General features: G+C 35.0%; 20 protein-coding genes. 4 read left to right on the top strand and 16 right to left on the bottom strand.

Translation table 11 applies throughout. The features are described 5' to 3' along the window. Positions 1-9: 9 nt before the first annotated feature. From MXE27_RS05075 to MXE27_RS05035, 9 genes are all read right to left on the bottom strand, one after another. Entirely contained in the window at positions 10-864 is an 855-nt protein-coding gene (locus MXE27_RS05075; protein WP_248611323.1) for a 30S ribosomal protein S3, read from the bottom strand. 5 nt (positions 865-869) lie between these two features. Continuing rightward, complete coding sequence (rplV, locus tag MXE27_RS05070; RefSeq protein WP_248611322.1) at positions 870-1,331, bottom strand: 50S ribosomal protein L22; 462 nt, start codon at positions 1,329-1,331, stop codon at positions 870-872. Between the two features lie 12 nt (positions 1,332-1,343). Then, positions 1,344-1,754: a 30S ribosomal protein S19 gene (gene rpsS / locus MXE27_RS05065; protein ID WP_248611321.1), complete on the bottom strand. Its 411-nt coding sequence runs from the start codon at positions 1,752-1,754 to the stop codon at positions 1,344-1,346. Positions 1,755-1,780: 26 nt separating this feature from the next. Further along, positions 1,781-2,506 (bottom strand): 50S ribosomal protein L2, encoded by a 726-nt coding sequence (locus MXE27_RS05060; protein ID WP_248611320.1) that lies wholly within the window; start codon positions 2,504-2,506, stop codon positions 1,781-1,783. Between the two features lie 34 nt (positions 2,507-2,540). Continuing rightward, entirely contained in the window at positions 2,541-2,801 is a 261-nt protein-coding gene (locus MXE27_RS05055; protein WP_248611319.1) for a 50S ribosomal protein L23, read from the bottom strand. Between the two features lie 35 nt (positions 2,802-2,836). Beyond that, positions 2,837-3,607: a 50S ribosomal protein L4 gene (gene rpl4p, locus MXE27_RS05050; protein ID WP_248611318.1), complete on the bottom strand. Its 771-nt coding sequence runs from the start codon at positions 3,605-3,607 to the stop codon at positions 2,837-2,839. Positions 3,608-3,632: 25 nt separating this feature from the next. Next, positions 3,633-4,643 carry a 50S ribosomal protein L3 gene (gene rpl3p / locus MXE27_RS05045; protein ID WP_248611317.1) on the bottom strand — a complete coding sequence of 337 codons (1,011 nt, stop codon included), beginning with the start codon at positions 4,641-4,643 and terminating at the stop codon, positions 3,633-3,635. Between the two features lie 43 nt (positions 4,644-4,686). Then, complete coding sequence (locus tag MXE27_RS05040; protein ID WP_248611316.1) at positions 4,687-5,499, bottom strand: putative RNA uridine N3 methyltransferase; 813 nt, start codon at positions 5,497-5,499, stop codon at positions 4,687-4,689. Positions 5,500-5,758: 259 nt separating this feature from the next. Next, the gene (locus MXE27_RS05035; RefSeq protein ID WP_248611315.1) at positions 5,759-6,433 is read right to left on the bottom strand and encodes an METTL5 family protein; all 675 of its coding nucleotides are present in this window, start codon (positions 6,431-6,433) and stop codon (positions 5,759-5,761) included. A 312-nt stretch (positions 6,434-6,745) separates the two neighbouring features. Here MXE27_RS05035 and MXE27_RS05030 point away from each other — a divergent pair, with 312 nt between their 5' ends. After that, positions 6,746-8,242 carry an acetyl-CoA carboxylase biotin carboxylase subunit gene (locus MXE27_RS05030; RefSeq protein WP_248611314.1) on the top strand — a complete coding sequence of 499 codons (1,497 nt, stop codon included), beginning with the start codon at positions 6,746-6,748 and terminating at the stop codon, positions 8,240-8,242. Positions 8,243-8,278: 36 nt separating this feature from the next. Further along, positions 8,279-9,253 carry a biotin--[acetyl-CoA-carboxylase] ligase gene (locus tag MXE27_RS05025; protein WP_248611313.1) on the top strand — a complete coding sequence of 325 codons (975 nt, stop codon included), beginning with the start codon at positions 8,279-8,281 and terminating at the stop codon, positions 9,251-9,253. A 21-nt stretch (positions 9,254-9,274) separates the two neighbouring features. Here the strand turns inward: MXE27_RS05025 and rtcA are convergent, their stop codons facing one another. From rtcA to MXE27_RS04995, 6 genes are all read right to left on the bottom strand, one after another. After that, the gene (gene rtcA, locus MXE27_RS05020; RefSeq protein WP_248611312.1) at positions 9,275-10,291 is read right to left on the bottom strand and encodes an RNA 3'-terminal phosphate cyclase; all 1,017 of its coding nucleotides are present in this window, start codon (positions 10,289-10,291) and stop codon (positions 9,275-9,277) included. 53 nt (positions 10,292-10,344) lie between these two features. Continuing rightward, on the bottom strand, positions 10,345-11,526 hold the full coding sequence (locus MXE27_RS05015) for a TIGR03576 family pyridoxal phosphate-dependent enzyme (RefSeq protein WP_248611392.1): 1,182 nt from the start codon (positions 11,524-11,526) through the stop codon (positions 10,345-10,347). A gap of 20 nt (positions 11,527-11,546) precedes the next feature. Beyond that, on the bottom strand, positions 11,547-12,086 hold the full coding sequence (locus tag MXE27_RS05010; RefSeq protein WP_248611311.1) for a TIGR00288 family NYN domain-containing protein: 540 nt from the start codon (positions 12,084-12,086) through the stop codon (positions 11,547-11,549). 331 nt (positions 12,087-12,417) lie between these two features. After that, entirely contained in the window at positions 12,418-12,756 is a 339-nt protein-coding gene (locus MXE27_RS05005; protein ID WP_248611310.1) for a hypothetical protein, read from the bottom strand. Positions 12,757-13,023: 267 nt separating this feature from the next. After that, positions 13,024-13,869, bottom strand: coding sequence for a DUF6282 family protein (locus MXE27_RS05000; protein ID WP_248611309.1), 846 nt, complete (start codon positions 13,867-13,869; stop codon positions 13,024-13,026). Beyond that, a complete protein-coding gene (locus MXE27_RS04995) occupies positions 13,799-14,452 on the bottom strand; it encodes a FumA C-terminus/TtdB family hydratase beta subunit (RefSeq protein ID WP_248611308.1) in 654 nt (217 codons plus the stop codon). The genes MXE27_RS05000 and MXE27_RS04995 overlap by 71 nt, the downstream gene beginning before the upstream one ends. A gap of 271 nt (positions 14,453-14,723) precedes the next feature. On the opposite strand from MXE27_RS04995, the gene MXE27_RS04990 reads away from it, so the two are divergent. After that, complete coding sequence (locus MXE27_RS04990; RefSeq protein ID WP_248611307.1) at positions 14,724-16,547, top strand: DUF2070 family protein; 1,824 nt, start codon at positions 14,724-14,726, stop codon at positions 16,545-16,547. A gap of 90 nt (positions 16,548-16,637) precedes the next feature. On the opposite strand, the gene MXE27_RS04985 is transcribed toward MXE27_RS04990, so the two are convergent. Beyond that, entirely contained in the window at positions 16,638-16,928 is a 291-nt protein-coding gene (locus MXE27_RS04985; RefSeq protein WP_248611306.1) for a DUF5379 domain-containing protein, read from the bottom strand. Positions 16,929-17,129: 201 nt separating this feature from the next. Between MXE27_RS04985 and rqcH the strand changes: the two genes are divergently transcribed. Continuing rightward, a complete protein-coding gene (rqcH, locus tag MXE27_RS04980; protein WP_248611305.1) occupies positions 17,130-19,091 on the top strand; it encodes a ribosome rescue protein RqcH in 1,962 nt (653 codons plus the stop codon). Positions 19,092-19,102 lie beyond the last annotated feature (11 nt).

Below are 19,102 nucleotides of genomic sequence, written 5' to 3'. Positions count from 1 at the left end.
GCCTATTGCTTATTTTTCTGCTTCTGAAGGTTTTTCGTCAGATTCAGATTCTTCCACATCAGCTTCAGCAACTTCCTCTTCAGAAGACTCCTCAGACTCTTCCACATCAGCTTCAGCAACTTCCTCTTCAGAAGACTCCTCAATTTCCTCTAATTCTTCAAGTTCTTCTTCAGATTCAACAATTTCATCTTCTTCTTCAGATTCTAGAGGTTCTTCAGCTTTTTCAGTATCAACTGTTTCTTCAACTATTTCAGTTACAGTTTCTTCAATTACTGGAGCTTTAATATCCACCTTATCAGGTAAAACTACACCCGGAGGCATTATACGAACGTATATTCCAAGAACACCAGGTTTTAATTGAACAGTTGCAAATCCTTCTTTAACTAATCGAATTGAAGGTTCACCACATTTTTTAATGTAACCATCAGTGAATTTAGCAGTAGCAGATCTAGCTCCTCTGATTTTACCAGAGATAGTAACTTCTACACCTTGAGCTCCTGAGCCCATGATTCTTCTTATAGTAGTATAAGCTACTCTTCTAAAATGCATACCTCTTTGTAGCATGGCTGCAATTTTATGAGCCATGATTTTAGGATTTAATTCAGGCACATCTACTTCTTTAACCTCTACTTGTGGGTTTTCCAAATCAAATTTGGTTTTTAAGTTTTGAGTGATGCCTCTAACAGTTTTTCCGCCTCTACCAATAACCATTCCTGGTCTTTCAGCGTAAACTACTACCATAGTACCTAGAGGGGTTACTTGAACTTCCATTCCACCGTATCCGGCTCTTTCAAGTTCTTTTTCAAGATATTCATCGATTCTTGTTCTTCTTAGGCCTTCTGTGACGAAATCTTTCTCTATCATGTAATCTAAGCCTCCCCTAGAACTATCTGCAAGTGAGTAGTTGGTGTGTTAAATGGACTTGCTCTTCCAAATGCTCGGGGAGTCCAGCCCTTCATTACAAAGCCTCTGTGACTAGAAATATGAACAATTTTCATGTTTTCTGTGTCTAAACCTTTGTATTCAGCATTTGCTTCAGCATTTTCTAGAACTTTTAATATTTGGGTGGCTGCTTTTACAGGGTATCTACCACTAGGCCATCCAGTTAATCCTTTTCTGTGACCAACTTTTTTGTTATGTCTTTTGAAAGGAACAGCTCTGTTCATTTGAATTACGTCTTCCAAGTAAGTTTTAGCACTTTCCAGATTTTTTCCTCTTAGTTCACGGCAAAGTTCTACAGCGTGTTTAGGAGATATCTTAAGTGATCTCCCAACAGATTTTGCAGTTTTTGCCTTATCGTCCTCGTTATAAGCGTATTTAATTTTAGCCATAATAAAATCTCCTTATTTAAGAGGTACGAACATAGATGATCTGGTAGCTCCCATTCCTGGGTCTCCGTGCTGAACTTTCTGTCTAGTAGGTGCAAATTCTCCAAAGTAGCATCCAATCATTTCCGGTTGGATTTCTACTTGGACAAATTCTTTACCATTATAAATTCCAAAGGTAATTCCTACCATTTCAGGAAGGACGATCATGTCCCTGCAGTGAGTTTTAATAATTTGGGGTCTTCCGCCCTTATTTTCTTCTTTCTTTAATTTTCTAATTCTTTCCAGTACCTTTTTTTGCCTTGGTAAAAAACCCTTTTTCAGGGATCTTCTTTGCCTGGAAGGGAATATTTGTATAACATTATCCAGGGGCATTTCCTGTAATTCTTCCAAGGTATAACCACGATACTTAAATACTTTACGTGCCAATCAGCTACCTCCTAATAGTTTTAAAGTTATCTCCTCTTCCCTGTTCTTCGGGCAGCAATTGAACCAACCTTTCTTCCTGGTGGAGCATGTCTGGATATAGTAGTAGGTCGTCCAGGATGCTGTCTGTTTCCACCACCGTGTGGGTGATCAACTGCGTTCATAGCCACTCCTCTAACACTAACACATTTCTTACCCTTAGCATTGAGAGCATGGTATCTATTACCTGCTTTAAGGAATGGTTTTTCCCTTCTTCCGCCACCAGCTACAACGCCTATAGTGGCCCTGCACTGAGGATTAAATGCTTTTAATTCACCGGATGGGAGTTCAATGACGGCTTTATCAACGTCATGAGTGATCAAAGAAGCGTAAGTTCCAGAAGACCGGACAAATTTGCCACCGTCTCCTGGCCTGTTTTCAATATTATATAGGGGAGTACCTTCAGGAATTTCACCTATTGGTAAGGAATTACCCGGACTAATAGGGGCAGAAATTCCACAGGCAATATCATCATTAATTTGAATGCTTTCTGGGGCTAAAATAAGTTTCTTTTCTCCATTTTCGAATTTGACCATTGCAACAGGGGCGCTTCTTCCAGGATCATGCATAATATCAATAACCTTTCCCTTTAAGCTACCTTCTTTTTCCAATGAGTCATAGGAACGATATTCTATCTTTCCTTTAAAACGGTGAGAAGCACTTCTATAAGTAGAGGTTCCCCTTCCCCTCCTTTGTGAAATCAAACGTTTTCCCATTTTTTTTCCTCCAAGTAAACTTGACAGTTAATAATTAAAATACTCCCATTTTTACGGCGATGTCTTCAGCTTTGTGTTCTGAAGATAACTTAATATAAGCTAGTTTTACACCTTTAGAGTTTATTTGAGTATTAACTTTCTCCACTTTAACTGCAAAGAGTTCTTCAAAAGCCCTTTTTATAGTGGATTTATCACTAGTTCTTAAGACTACAAATGTTAATTCATTATTTTTATCAATTAAGTTCATGCTTTTTTCTGTAACATGAGGTTTTACAATAACTGCGTAAGGATCCATAATATCCCACCTTTTTCCTATTTAGGGATTAATCCCTACTGGAAGAGTTCCCCCAATTTTTCAATGGCAGACTTAGTGAAAACTGTTAGTCTTCCAGGGTGAGTTCCAGGCGCTAAAAGCTCAGTATTTAAATTTTCTACAGAAACTATGTCCACACCAGCGTGGTTTCTAGCTCCTAAACTAATACCTTTGTCTTCACCTACAACTATTAGAGGTCCTTTTGGAGATTTATATTTTCGACCTCTCATCTTTCCTTTTCCAGATCGGATTTTTTTACCTTCTTTAGCCCTTACAACATCATCCATAATACCCAGCTTTTTAAAGATTTCACGGGTTTCTTTGGTAGTTTTGACCTTGCAGAGTTCATCATCCACAACTAAAGGAATTTGAGGTATGTTCTCTAATTTATGTCCTCTATTTTCCACAATTTCCAAATTGGAAGTGGCTGCTAAAGCAGATCTAATAGCGAATCTCCTTTCCTTTCTATTTATTTTTTCATGATAATTCTTTTGAGGTCGTGGAGGATGTGCTTTCCTACCACCAATTGCCTGAGGTACAAATGCTGCTTTAGAACCAGAGCCCTTTATACGAGGTACCATTGCCACACCACGACCAGCACCATATGATTCAGCACTGGTTCGTTTGCCGGCCATTGGATCGGAACCCCATGGTTGTACTCTGGCGGTTTGTGATGAGATTACAGCTCTTTTGATAAGGTCAGGTCTGAATTCTTCCTGGAATATTTCAGGCAATTCAATCTCTTCTGTGACTTCGCCTTCCAATGAATAAACCTTAATTTTTTTCATTTAAACCACTCTTAATTAAAATCAATTAGACACCCTGTTTAGATGCAGTACTAATATAGTTGATCTGCGGTGCGTCGTTATTTTTTCCATGGGCTCTTATAGCTTTTCTTAATATTACTAGCCTCTTAGAAGGACCTGGTATTGATCCTTTAATGATGATGTAGTCATTTTTAACTAAACCATACTTTACAAACCCTCCAGCAGGGTTTACAGCATCGACTTCAGATGACTCACCAATTTTTAAGATTTTTTTGTTATATTCAGTTCTTTTGTGGTATCCCATTTGACCAGCTTGAGGAACAGTCCACATGGTCCTTGAAGGGGTCCATGGACCAATAGAACCAACGTGTCTAGCTTTACTACTTCGAGCAGCTTTACCGTATTGAATCCTGATCCCCCATCTTTTAACTGGGCCCTGGAAACCTTTACCTTTAGTTACTGCAATGGAATCCACAAATTCCCCATCAGAAAAAATATCTTTGGCACTAATTTCTTGTCCCAATAATTCTAAAGCAAAATTTAATTGTTCTTCTGCAGTTTTGCCTCCGACACCACATTCAAATATTTCTGGTTTCTTCTTAGGCACACTGGTTACTTTGGGATTAGTGTTAATCAAAACTCGTATTTCTGCCACATATTCCAAATTATCCTGGATTTTTTTAAGGGCAGATTCTTTATTGTATTCTTTAGGAAGTGAAATCTTCCTTTTCAATTCTTCATTTAAAGTTTCTGAGAGAATATCCCCCATAGCTTTTAGTCCGCGAGAAGTTTTTTCATAAGCCCTGATCCCCATTACAAAAATGGGAGGAACTTCAAGAATAGTAACTGGAGTAGCAACTTCCATTCCCTCGGTTGGAGAATTTTTAGCGTTGTCTACCATCATAACATGAGTCATACCCACTTTATATCCAGCAAGACCCAGTAATTTCGGCTCTTCAGCCACTGGCCAGGACTTGATTCTTGGTGTCTCTTTGGCGGCTCTCTTTCTAGGACTAAATGCAACTGATCCTTTTCTTGGTTGATGATGTCTAGCCATTTAATTTTACCTCCTTACTTACACAATTTTCCTATTTTCCTGATTATTCTAAATTTAAGAGCAAGTTAAATATTGACAAAGTCGCTAAAACCGCTTCTTCGGTCCTTACAGTTTTGGCACCTTGATGGGGTATAGTATTCACTTCAAGATCAACCAGTTTTTGGCTTTTAATATTATTAGGCAAGCCAGAATAAGGACCACCAAACAAAATAGCAATGCGTTTGGCATCTTTTACCTTAGATTCTACTTCATCTAAAATAGAAGTTATTGGTGCAGCACAACGGGAAGTTGCAACCACAACATCCGGTTTTACTGACTTAATACTTTGGTGAAGATTTTTATAAGTAGATAATGTCTCATATCCCCAGTATTCATCTACTGGTTCATCGGGTTCAACAATTATCTCTTTACCCAGTTTGGTTACTCGAAAGCTTAGTATGATGTTAACTGTTAGTTTTTCCTTGCAAAAAGCGGGTTTATCCGCTCCTATATCAACGAAAGTCCCCTTTTTGGTTCTTTTCAGTGTTAATCCTTGTCTATAATCGCCTTCACTGGGCTTCCCTGTGGGGTGATGTGGAGTCCTAAGCGGTGGGAGAAGTCCCACGTGTTTAAACTCCTTCCTTATAGGAAAGACCTTCTTTCGAAGGTATTGAGGTGTATTCATATAAGTGAGAATATCACTAATAAAATCTGCCTCTTTCTGATTTGCATCGTCATGATACACAACAATCCGGTCAACATTAAATATAGCCGCGGATCTTCCTATCACTCCAACCTTATTGGTTTTCAGTTTTAAATCCTTAGTTTCCGCGGTTAGTGAGTCCGGGATGAAGATTGATAAATGCTTCTTTAGCATCTTTCAATATTGGTCTTCATCTATTATAAATATTGCTATAGTCCAGACTAGGCAAAATTTTTAACACCACATTATATATTCAAATATAATGTTAGGGCAGTTCCACTGCATACCCGATATTCACATTAGAATGTAGGTTAGTAGAAGTTGGTTAATAAGGTATTTAAACTTTCTGTTTACATTTCCTTTTAATATCTGTTAATATGTGAAACAGAAAACAGAAACATAAGCAGCAGAGTTTTATAAAAAAGATATAATTTTAAATTAAATTATTAATCCTTTCTACTCTAACCACGATGACTTCTATGTCTTTAGATTCTTTTTTATGAAAATGGTAAATTTTAGGTAGTGGAAATTGATAAAAAAACTTATGAGTTATTTTTCCGCCAAATTTTAAAAAATATTTTTCTACAAAATCTTCAGTTTCTGCCATATGAAATGAATATACAACCGGAGAAATTTGCAAAGATTTTTCCATAAATATTCGATCTGATCCCTTTAAAGAACGTGATTGTGACCCAAATGGAGGATTTTGAATAATGGTGTCTATTTCTGCAAATTCTAAATTAATAATTTTATCCAAATCATCTTTTCTAAGATCTAAGGCCATAAAATTTATCCTTGAAGTTAAACCTTTTTCTAAAGCAATACTTTTTGCAGTTTGAAGAGCGTGCTCATCAATATCTATGCCCCATACTTCTCTCGCACCTAAAATTTTAGCACCAATAGCAAATATGCCTGTACCACATGCTAAATCCAGCACATTTTTATCTTCAATATCTCCCAGAGAGTAGGCGGTCCATAAAATATCAGCAGCTATTACAGATGGGGTGGAATACTGTTCCAATTCTACTTTAGGTTCTAAATGTCCTGGAATGGACTGCAGGTGAATCTCCAAATGTTTCTTCTTTTTTATTGGTTTATGCTGCTTCATGAAAACTCAGTTCAATTATTTGTAAAACTCAATTTTTCAATTGATTAACGTATATCAAAATTACTTTTACAAAATCTTATATATAATAATTATACACCCGTCAAAAATTTCAATTTAATTCCTTAATTACATATCTTAATATAATTAGTGGATTAAAATAGAAGAGGGTGACATAATATAATATGATGACATAATTTTTGTGACAAGGTGTCTAATGCCATCTTAGAAAAAGTATGATTTATGTTACCTATATCAAAATTGCTTTAAAAAATAGTTAATGAAGATAAATTATAATTAATAAGGAGCTATGCCATGTTTAACAAACTTCTAGTCGCCAACCGTGGTGAAATAGCCATTAGAGTAATGCGTGCTTGTAACGAACTGGATGTAAAAAGTGTTGCGGTTTATTCTGATGCAGATAAAAATTCTCTTTTTGCCAAATATGCTGATGAAGCATATAACATAGGAGAATCAACCCCTGCTAAGAGTTATTTAAATATAAATAAAATTATTGAAGTAGCTGAAGAATGCGGAGCAGATGCTATACACCCAGGTTATGGTTTTCTGGCTGAAAATTCTAATTTAGGTAAAGAATGCGAAAAGCATGGCATAAAACTCATAGGCCCTAAAGGTTCTGTAATTGAAGCCATGGGAGATAAAATTACTTCTAAAAAATTAATGCGCAGTGCAAATGTCCCAGTGATTCCAGGAACAGATAAAGGAGTCTCTAATATAGATGAAGCAGTTAAAATTGCAGAATCTATTGGATATCCTGTTATTGTCAAGGCCTCCGCAGGTGGTGGTGGAATAGGCATGAGAACCGTTTATGAAGAAGATGAATTGATTCGTGCTATAGAATCCACACAGTCTGTAGCGGCTTCTGCCTTCGGAGATCCCACGGTATTCATAGAGAAATATCTGGAAGAGCCACGTCACATTGAATTTCAGATTATGGCGGATGAAAATGGTAACACTATCCACGTAGCCGACAGGGAATGTTCTATACAGAGAAGACATCAGAAATTGATTGAAGAAGCACCTTCCCCTATAATGACTGATGAGTTGAGAGAGAAAATGGGCTCTGCAGCAATTAAAGCAGCAGAATCAATAAATTATACTAATGCTGGAACTGTGGAATTCCTTTATGCTAATGGTGATTTTTATTTTCTGGAAATGAACACCAGAATACAAGTAGAGCACCCTATAACAGAAATAATAACCGGGATTGATCTGGTGAAAGAGCAGATAAAAGTTGCTGCCGGTAAAGATCTCTGCTGTTCTCAAGATGAAATTAGTGTTAGAGGGCATGCTATTGAATGCAGAATCAATGCAGAAGATCCTTTAGCAGATTTTACACCTACCCCTGGAAAAATTACAGGGTACCGATCACCAGGAGGGACTGGGGTTCGTGTAGATAGTGGAGTTTATATGAATTACACCATCCCCACATTTTATGATTCTATGATATCCAAACTCATAGTTTATGGACGAAACCGTAATGAAGCTATTAATAGGATGAGAAGGGCTTTAAGTGAATACGTAATTTTAGGAGTGAAAACCACAATACCATTCCATAAAGCAATAATGAGAAACAAAGAATTTTGGGAAGGTAAACTGCATACCCACTTTGTTGACCAGCACCGTAATGGCATTAACCAGGAAATGGAAAGAGTGGTTGCTGAAGACAAAGAGAAAGAAGCTCGTTTAAGATCCACATTCTTACCAAATAAAAAAGTAGCTGCCGTTTCAGCAGCTGTTGGTTCTTATATGAGTCAAGCAACCCAATCAACTGATTCAAAAAGCGAATAATTAGATTAAAATCTCGATATTATGGGAGGTTTTTATATGCTGGAGAAGATATTGGAGATCTTGTATCAAAATCAGAACAAACATATTTTACCAGACGAAATTGCATCCACATTGGGTATTAATGAAAATGAAGTTAAAAAGGCCATACAAACTTTAGAAGATGACGGATACACCTTGGAATTCACTCCAAATTCTGGCTATAAATTAAAAAAATCTCCTAATTTATTGCTCCCCTATGAAATTAAGAATAATCTAGAGACTGATTATATTGGTCATGAAATTTACTATTTTGAAGAGGTTGATTCTACAAATAACGTTGCTAAAAAACTGGCTGAAGATGGAGCTGCTGAAGGAACAATTGTAATTGCCGAAACCCAGACTAGAGGTAGGGGAAGAAGAGGTAAAACCTGGCTATCACCTACAGGGGGAGTATGGATGTCCATAATACTGCGCCCCAATATACCTCCTGCTGAAGCTCCACAATTAACATTAATGACAGGGGTTGCGGCTGCTGAAACCTTAAAAGAAGAATGCGGGTTGAATGTTGGAATTAAATGGCCTAATGATATATTGATTGGTTCTAAAAAAGTTTGCGGCATACTAACTGAGGCCAATGCTAAATTCAGCACCCTGGATTATGTGGTGGTGGGCATTGGTATCGATGCCAATGTGGACCCCGAAATATTCCCTTCTGAAGTTAGAAAAGGTGCAACTTCGCTGAAAATGGAATTAAACAAAGAAATAAAAGGCCCATTATTAGTCCAAAAATTTTTAAAACGGTTTGAGTCAACATATAATAGTTTCAAAGAAGGTAATTTCCCAGAAATACTTAATGAATGGCGTAAACTATCTAAAACAATTGGTAGTGATGTTGAAGTGAGAAAACAACTGGGAAAAGTAGTTAAAGGTGAAGCAATAGGTATAACTCAAAACGGAGCCCTGATACTAGAATTAGAAGATGGAAGTCTTCGAAAAGTAATATCTGGAGAATGCTTACATGTAAAAAAGTAATTTTGCTTTTTTCAGGTAGACTCACTTGCAGGATATGATTGATTTTTCACCCAGTTTACCCATGACTTTAAATTTTTTTCCAGTCAATGTTTCCACAATGTGGATATTAGTATGGGCATGTAAAGTGTATTCCGCCACATTTATCAGAGAATCCCCAGCTATGGCCATATAGGGGATAATTTGATCCCCCATATATTTATCAAGTGGGGCTTGAGCATTTAAGAAATTTAAAAGCATCATAGCAGCTTCTTGACCTACTTTTTCTGCGATTTTTCCAGGTTCTCCTATTGAACTTCCGCCTAAAGGAGTATTCCCTTCAGTCCATAAAAATATTCCAGATCCCGGCGAGATGGAATCATCTGAATGTTCAATTTCTATATCTACATCCCATCCATTTCTACTTAATATTTTTTCTGCAGATTTAGCTTGTCTTTCTGCCACATGTCTAGGAAGATTGACTGAATGAGATATGCCTTTTATTGAGTCAATTTCCATCTCTAAAAGTTCTATTGATTTTAATTTAGTTACTGGTTTAATACTGGCCTTAACCAAGCCACTCCCGCGAGGATAATGGCCCCGGGTAACCAGATCAATATTCATATAGTATCCCATTTTTTCCAGTACAGGTAGCATGACTTTTTGTAAATAATTGATTGGAGGTGACCATCTTACGTCTGTACCTCCCCTAACTGAAATATTTACAGGAGATGATGCAAATGCCGCCGGAATCATAAAAGCTTGTAGAACTAAACTTATACTTCCAGCAGTTTTGATGTTTAAATCATAGCTTCCTCCTTTTAAATTCCCTGGTGAGAAAACTATTTCTGTGGAGCCAATTTCAAGTCCTTGTATAGACGCATCACACAACTCAGCAACAGATTTAACAGCAGTTAGATGTTGAGCAGCTAATCCTTTTTTAGGTCGATTAGCCCGAATATTGAAAATTCTTAAAGGTTGTTTGCTTAAAGCTGAAAGAGCAACAGATATTCGTATTAAAGCCCCACCACCTTCACCAAATGAACCATCCAATTCAATCATGAAAGCACCCCATAATTAATCAAAGGAAAAAAAGTAATGAATATTCTTATATTTTAATTAAAAATGATATGGCTGCATTCTTCAATAATTTCTTTTTCTGATGAATTTGGTTTGGATAAAACAGATATTAAATCATTAAATGAATCAGTAACCATTTCTGTTATATTTTCTATTGGTAACAATTTAGCATCCTTAGAAGCGAGGTCAATGCGTATAGTAGGTGAAGCACCAGGCATTCCTACAGCAGGGATAGTTAAGATACCTTTTTCTTTAAGGAGCATTATAGCCCATAAAAAAGATAAATCTGAATCAGATAATGAAGTTCCAATGCCCCTACTTTCGATTTCCCGTTCTAAAGATTGAGGCGTAATCATTACACCAGTAGGCGTTTGTTCAAATCCTTTAAAATTATAATTTAATGAATCCAAAAGCCGATTTTTATTTTCAAAAGATTTCAATAGAATTTCTGGATTGAAATTTTCTAATGCCCGGACTATGCCTGCAATCACAGGAGTTTGGGCTTCTAAACCAAATTGATGAGCTTTGGATTTTATTTGATCCATTAACTCAGATTTACCTGCCATTAACCCTCCTCTCGGACCGTCCATTAATTTATCAGTACTGGTTACAACAAGATCCGCGCCTAAATCAATTGCAGAAGGTTGGTTAAAAATAACAGTGCGCAAACGAGCTCCAGACGCATCATCAACCATTACTGGAACTTTTCCATCAGCTTTTTTAATAATATCCTGAAATTCTTCAACGGCGATAACCTTATGGTCCATGGTAGATCCAGTAATTACTATAAGAGATGTATTCTCAGGTATAAAAAATTCATCCAGATTATCAAATTCAAGATATTCAGCACCCACCAATTTTGCACTGCGCGGGATAGAAGGGTGTGAGGGTAATTCAGGCAAATAATGGATTACATAAGTTTTTGGTTTTACTAATGCAAGAATAGTGGCCAGGATTCCAGCACTGGTTCTATTGAATCCCAGTACTTTTTCACCGCCCAAATGCTCCTTTCCCCATTTTTCAAGCATATCCTCAAAAAGTGCAGGACCTACATAAGTTTCCAATAGCTTCAAATCATCTTTTTTGAGTAAAAAACCCCCTGAAAGGCCAGTTAAATCGTATAATTTATCCCGTCCTTGCGAATGTATTTTTTTATTGATGATTTTTAAAGCATTTTCTCTTTTTTTAAGTTCATGAAGAGAAGAATGAATAAGCACGTTTTGTTTCATCGAAATCATCATAAATTATCTTTATTAGAATTAAGGTTGTTATGGTGAGAATGATTGTTTCCTTTGTTATTTTCTGGTTTTAATATTATAGCATCATCAGCAGAATTTTGAAGCGCCGCACTGAATCCTGGTTCGGCACCAATAACAATAGTATCTTTACCATTTTCCTTGGCTTTATTGATAATCGGTAAAAAATCAGCATCACGAGTCATAAGAGCAATAACATCAATATTAGGATTATAAATTAATTCCATAGCTTCAACAGCCATATAAACATCAGTATCACCAGCAACAACAATGGGAGTGAATCCCTGATTAACAATAGCTTCTATTAATTTATCAGAAGCATACTGGTTTAATAAAACTTTACCTACCCTCATGTTCCCATATTCGGCAATTATTTCTCTTACCAAATCCAGATTTAAACTGAATTCTTTTCTTAACATGTTAGGACCATCTACTAAAAGTCCTATATTCTTATCTCCAGCTTCTTTCTTTTTTAAAGGGATATAATCTTTTAAAGAAGTTAACTTTTCGAAACTGCGCATATTTTTATATCCTCCATATTTTTATTTATTGATGATAGAAAAGAGTCGATGTGTTTATTAATCAACTCAATAAGCATTTATAATTTTGATTTTTATAGAATATATAATGTACTATCTAAGCCTAAAATTATTTTTTTACTGAAAAGGCCTTAAATTTTATTTTGAAAAGCGAAATTAATAGATTAAAATTTAATTTAATAAATATGCCTCATACAAATTAATAAAGTACATTAATCAATTAGTTAGATCATTCTTTTTTAATTTTGAAAAAAAATAAAAATTAAATCCATGAAAAATATTAGAAAAAAATAAAAAAATATATTTTAAAGATTTATTCAATTTCCAGTGAAAATTCGTCCTGGAATAAATCACTGACAATCTTTAAATCTTTATCTGTAAGACGGGTGATAGCTCCTTCTTCCCCTTCTTTATAGTAATATTCAGCATCTACAATTTTACCCGAATCATTCATATAAATAAATATGCCGTCAATAAATTTATCCGGGTTGGCGGAAGGTAAGAATATTTCCATTCTAACCAGTATTTCAGAACCACAAATCTCATTGTAGAAATTCTCTTTTTCGGATTCGTCCTTTAAAAGTTTTTTGAATTGTCTGATTCTCTTTTTCAATTCTTTTTCAGATTTTTGGGCAGATTTATTTTCACTCATATTATCACTTTATTGAAATTGTAATATAAACTGAATTCCAGTAAATATATTTAAATTATCATGATATTGTAATTAAATCTAGGATTTTACTTAATATAATTTTCACATAATAAAATGTATCAATTTAATGAATTACTAATTCCTATATAAAATTAACCAATTATTTTAAGATGGACTTGAAACTTAAATTAATATCTTCATAATCAATTTATAAAAAAAATTTTCTCTAAATTTAAAGCATAACTCCTAAAATTAGCCATTTACCAACTAATAAATCAATTTTCGAGGATTTAATGAGCACATTGTTTCTATTTGTTTATTAGAAAACCCACACTCTTTCATTTGATAAATGAACATTTTAAAGCCTTCACTTGGAATAGGGTTATGCTTTTGGCCAAAATCCGTGGCCATGATACATTTTTTAAAGCCTGTGAAATTGATTGCCTCTGAAATTCGCTCTACAGAAAGTTGATCATGTTGGGGCATACAGGCCACAAAACAATGCTCCAGATATGCGTATCTGGACATTTCTTTCTGTTCTTCTAATGTAGCGTCCACTACTCCTGTTAATGGATGATTAACAATTATTTTTTTTATTTTTAAACTATGGGCCATGTCCAAAATTGGAAAAATTTCCTGAGCTTTAAGATGTCCTGTGGCCAATATCATATCATGTTTAGAAATTAAATGGAGAATTTTTTCAAAATTATCATTTTGACCATTAATCCCATTTAATACATCTTTTTTCAATTCAAATACGGAAATAGTGGGCATCCAAACTATTTTACCATTCAAAGCCGCGGATACTTCAACAGCATCAGGATTTATACCACCTACACTGGAATTTAAACAAATGCCGCCAAAAACATCAAAGCCCGTTGCTTTCCGCAATAAATGAGATCGGCCAGCCGTTGATTCCACATGACATTTTAATATAATAGACGCCATATGTTGATTTTTAGCATCTCTAACAGCATCATCATCACTAAAAATACGGGGTTTTATATCGGGAGAAGTATGTATATGTGTATCAACCATACCCTCAAGACTTATTTTTGATATGTTTTGTGGAATCTCCAGAGGAGTTGGAAATGCCTCCTGCAATTTCTTCATATAAATTATCCCCCTTTGAATCCATAGCCACCACTAATGGTCCAAAATTTTCAACCTCAAGTTCCCAAATAGCTTCTGGAACCCCCAGATCTAACCAGTATACATTATTTATTTTTTTTATGGAATGGACATAAAGTGCAGCGCATCCACCAACTGCAGCAAGATAGGTGGCTTTATTTTTAATTAATGCATTAGCGGTGTTTTTATCCATACCTCCTTTACCTACAACCATTTTAACACCCATGTCCAATACTTCTGCCTGGAACGGGTTCATTCTAGTACTGGTAGTGGGACCTACAGCCACCATCTCTGCCAGAGGTTCTTTTGAAGATTGTATGAAATTTTTAAAACTGTGAATTTTATCTAAATCAACGTCTTTTAAAATATCGGCTTTCAATTTTATTATGGGGCCCGCATGAAATATCACGGATCCATTTAAATCAAATGGCGCTCCCTGTTCAATTATTCGTTGATGAGCACGGTCTCTGGCTGTGAATATTGTTCCAGATATATAAACCACATCACCCACACGTAATTTACTGACATCCTGTTCTAAAAGTGGTGTTTCAAGTCTTGTTTCCATAGAAAATCTCCTGATGATTTATTATATAAAACTTATACCTTATGATAGAATATTTTATATGGTTATTGGTTTAAAAAAATCACATTAATTAATTTACAGTATCCACTCAAATTCATAGATAAATTTATCTTACTAATAATTTAATTTATTGAAATGAACTATAATTGATTAAAAATAATGTATTTCTAAATAATTAATAAAGTTTTAATAGTAATATGGCTTGTTAATATAGAAAAATCATATCAATTATTTTTATATAAGAGGTAAACAAATGTCCAGCACCAAAAGCGTAATGGGTCTTTCAAAATATATTATGACCCTGCCCCAAACCAAGATTTCTTTATTCACCATGGTATTTTTTAGTTTCATTGTTGGTTCCATCGGCTTTATAATAGATCCAACAAAGGGAAGTGGCATTCTTCAAGATATTATTGACGGAGGCACAGCAGGGGTTTTAATATTTGGTTTAGGTTCCATAATGAGTGGAGCAATTACTCAACCATGGGTAAATTCATTGAAAGGAAGGCAGATGAAAATGAAACAGTCCATGTTTCTATCTCTATTTTCCATGATTATATTATCCGTAATATATTTAATTGGATGTGGGTTCTCATCACTTTTAGATATGAATTTTATTCTTGATTCGATAGTACTGGGTTGTGCTGTATTATTTGCTTTTAGAACTCTCGTAATATGGGGTACGTCTAATATTAGTTTACCAAATTCAGTTTTTATTTCAGCTACTCAGCCAGTCTTAATAATCAGTATGATGATAGTAGTGGTGTTTTTAAGTATCAATGCCACCAATTTTGGATACTTTACAATTATAGCATTTTTATTAAAAGTTTTAATTGCCTGTGCAATTTTAGTACTGGCCATTTATTCATTTGTACTAGTCATTGAATCGCCTATGAGGCGTAATCTGGGAGTAGGAGCTTTAGAACTATTGAGTCTTTCATTATCCCATATAACTGAAGGGTCTCCTGCACTGGAAGGCCTTTTTGAAGAAATAGGAGAACCTATTGATACTTTGGTTGGTATTATCAGTTTTAAAACTACTAAAGGAATTAAAGCACTGTTTTTAAGTCCATGTGTTCATCCAGGGCCAATTGGCAGCGTTGGCGGGGCAAACATGCCCACTTTACTCGCTCAACGTTTTGACATGTTTACCATGGTTTCACACGGCCCTTCAACTCACGATTTTAATCCTGTTTCTTCAAAAGAAATTGTTAAAATAGAAAATACGATAAAAAATTCTTTAGATAAAATCAATTACCATGAAAACGCCAGTAGATTTACCCGTGTTAGTGAAAAAAATGCTACAATCGGTGCACAGTTCTTTGGAGATGATTTATTACTTCAAGCTACTTTTGCCCCACATGGTTTTGATGATATAGATTTTGGAGTGGGATTATCTCTGATGAATCTTGCCAAAACAGTCTGTAATTCCGAAAATGTTGTTTTTGTAGATTGCCATAACTGCTTTAAAGGAGAATCCGGCCGAGTACTACCTGGAAACAAAGAAGTATTTGATTTAATGGGTGCTGTGGAAAAATTAGAATGCATTGGCCATAAAAATCCCATAAAAGCAGGTTGCTGTGAAAATTTGATGGATACCTTATCCAAAGAAGAAGGTATTGGTCAAAGTGGAGTGAAAGTTTTAGTGATTGAAGTAGACATGCAGAAGACAGCTCAAATCTTGCTTGATTCCAATAACATGGTAATTGGATTTAGAGAAAAAATACTGGAAGCCGTGAAATCTTTGGGGATCGACGAAGTAGAAGTGATGACCACTGATACCCATTCAGTGAACACTCTGGCTGGAGGGCACAATCCCGTAGGGGCTAAAAAAGGTGATGAAATCATTGACTACATTATCCAATGTACCAAAGAAGCTATGGCTGATTTAGAACCAGTTTCAGTAGGTTGTAAAATTTCAAGGATTGAAAATTTAAATACTCTGGGCCCTACCAATGCCACAGAACTTGTTTCAACAATAAGTTCTATTGTAGCTGTGAGTAGGATATTCGCGCCCTTGGTTTTTGTCCTTGCACTTTTCTTTGTATTTGTCTGGATTTTCTACTGGGCACTGTAACAAAGAACATTTTTATATTAAAATCAATATTTTATAAAATTTTATTTTAAAAAATAAGTATTATAGAAAAGTAAGTTGGAAAAAAAGGATTTAATAATTACCAGTCATAGTAATTAACATAGCCCATACCATAAACCATATAAAGGCAAAAGGAATAATTCCGCTCCATAGCCATCCTTTGAAACCACCGACTTCTTCTTTACCAAAGAGTGTTTCAGATAATTTACCAACAATGATCAATATAATTAGTCCTGCGAATGTTCCTAAAGCTTGGTTTTGCCCCAATGCAGGTATTGATCCATTAGACATTGTAAAAGAGATATAAGCTGCTAAAGCTCCTGAAACTGCGTGAATACTTGCTAATTTAGCATCTACTTCCATATTATTTTCTCCATAAATTAATTAATTATCTTGATTTATAATTTCTTTTAAACTAACAATAAATACTAATTAAACTATATAATTTAAAAGTTTAATTAATATATTACATACTCCCTTAAAAAAGCTATGATTATAAACCATGAACTAAATTAGTTTTTTTAAATTATTATTTTATTCCATTATATTTAATCAGGTGTTTCAATGAAGACCATGTCCAACGTCGATATATTTGCTATTTGCCATGAACTCAATGAACTATTAAAAGGTTCACGTGTTGATAAATCATTTCAACCCACTAAAGATACAGTTATCATAAGATTCCATGTTAAAGGACAGGGAAGAGTTGATGTAGTTTTTCAAGCAGGTGCGCGGCTACATAAAACACAATACCCCATGGATAATCCAAAGATACCTCCATCTTTTCCCATGCTACTTCGAAAATATCTCAAAGGAGGTATTGTCAAGGAAGTCAAACAACATAAATTTGATAGAGTTGTGGAGATTACCATTTCAAGAGAAGAAGATTATACTCTAGTGGTGGAATTATTTGCTAAAGGAAATGTTATTCTTTTAAATCAAGAAAATCAGATAATATTACCTTTAAAAAGGAAAATGTGGAGTGATAGGAAGATAACATCTAAAGAAGAATATAAACATCCTCCCAGCAGAGGAATTAACCCTCTGCAAATTGAGAAATCTGAGTTAGAATCGATTTTCGCACAATCCGATAGAGATTTAATCAGGACTCTAGCTCGAAACGGTCTTGGAGGCATATATGCTGAGGAGATAGTGTTTAGATCCGCTTTAGATAAAAATATTCCTGCAAATGAAGTCAGTGCCACAGATATTGAAAGTATTTACCGGGTTATAATAGATTTATTTAAGCCATTAAATGAATTCAAATTCACACCAAATATAGTCTCTAATGGTAAAGAAGACGTTCTCCCATTAGAATTAAAAATATATTCGGATAATAATAAGCAAGTTTTTGATAATTATAACGAAGCAGCTGATGAGTTTTTCAGTGCCAAAGTACGCAATGAGATTAAAAACATTCAAGAAAATATCTGGGGGAAAGAAGTCAATAAATACGCTAAAAGATTACAAATTCAGGAAGATACCCTTGAAAATTTCAAGAAAACTATTAAAGAATCTACCCTAAAAGGGGATTTATTATATGCTCATTATTCTGAAGTGGAGAATGTATTGAATGTTATATCAAATGCCAGAAAAACATATTCCTGGATGGAAATATCAAAAATCTTAAAAAACGCCCGTAAAAAAGACATGGAAGAAGTCCAACTGGTTGAATCACTGGACAAATTAGGTAATTTAATGCTGATCCTTGATGAAACCCGTATTTTAATTGATAGTAAAATTCCAATTCCAGAAAATGCTGAAACTTATTATGAAAAAGCTAAAAAAGCAAAACGGAAAATTAAAGGCGTTTTGATTGCTATTGAAAAAACCAAAAAGGAACTGGAAACAGTCAAAAAGAAGAAAGAATTTGCTTTGGAGAGGATAATGGTCCCTCAAAAACGGGTGAAAAAAGAACTCAAATGGTATGAGAAATTGAGGTGGTTTATTTCATCTGATGATTTCTTAGTTATTGGTGGGCGCGATGCCCATACCAACGAAATCGTGGTAAAAAAACACATGGAACCCCATGACATCTACCTTCACTCGGATATACACGGGGCACCTTCAGTGATAATAAAAAGTGAGGGTAGAGAAATACCGGAAAGTACCATCCAAGAAGCCGCAGAATTCGGTGCTTCTTTTTCCAGTGCTTGGTCTAAAGGATTTAGTTCACAGGACATTTACTGGGTGAATCCAGACCAGGTTTCTAAAACCCCCCAGTCTGGAGAATTTGTGGCTAAAGGAGCATTCATTATTCGAGGTAGTAGAAATTATATTAGGGGAGCTGATGTAATGATTGCAGTTGGAATAGTGGATTATAATGGTCCGAGAGTTATGGCTGGGCCAGTGGAATCTTTGAAAAAACATTCTGAAAATTATGTAATCATTAAACCCGGCTACAATAAGAAAGAAGCTATGGCTCGAGAAATCTTAAAAAGAATCGACGAAGAGAAAATTTTAACCCTGGATGATATTATCCGTGTACTTCCTTCAGGAAAATGTGAAATTGTTAATTTGAGATAAAAAAATATTCA

The sequence above is a fragment of the Methanobacterium alcaliphilum genome (genome assembly GCF_023227715.1).
Taxonomy (GTDB): Archaea; Methanobacteriota; Methanobacteria; order Methanobacteriales; family Methanobacteriaceae; genus Methanobacterium_E; species Methanobacterium_E alcaliphilum.
Note: the sequence above shows the minus strand (reverse complement) of the source record. Positions and strands in the feature narration are given on the sequence as shown.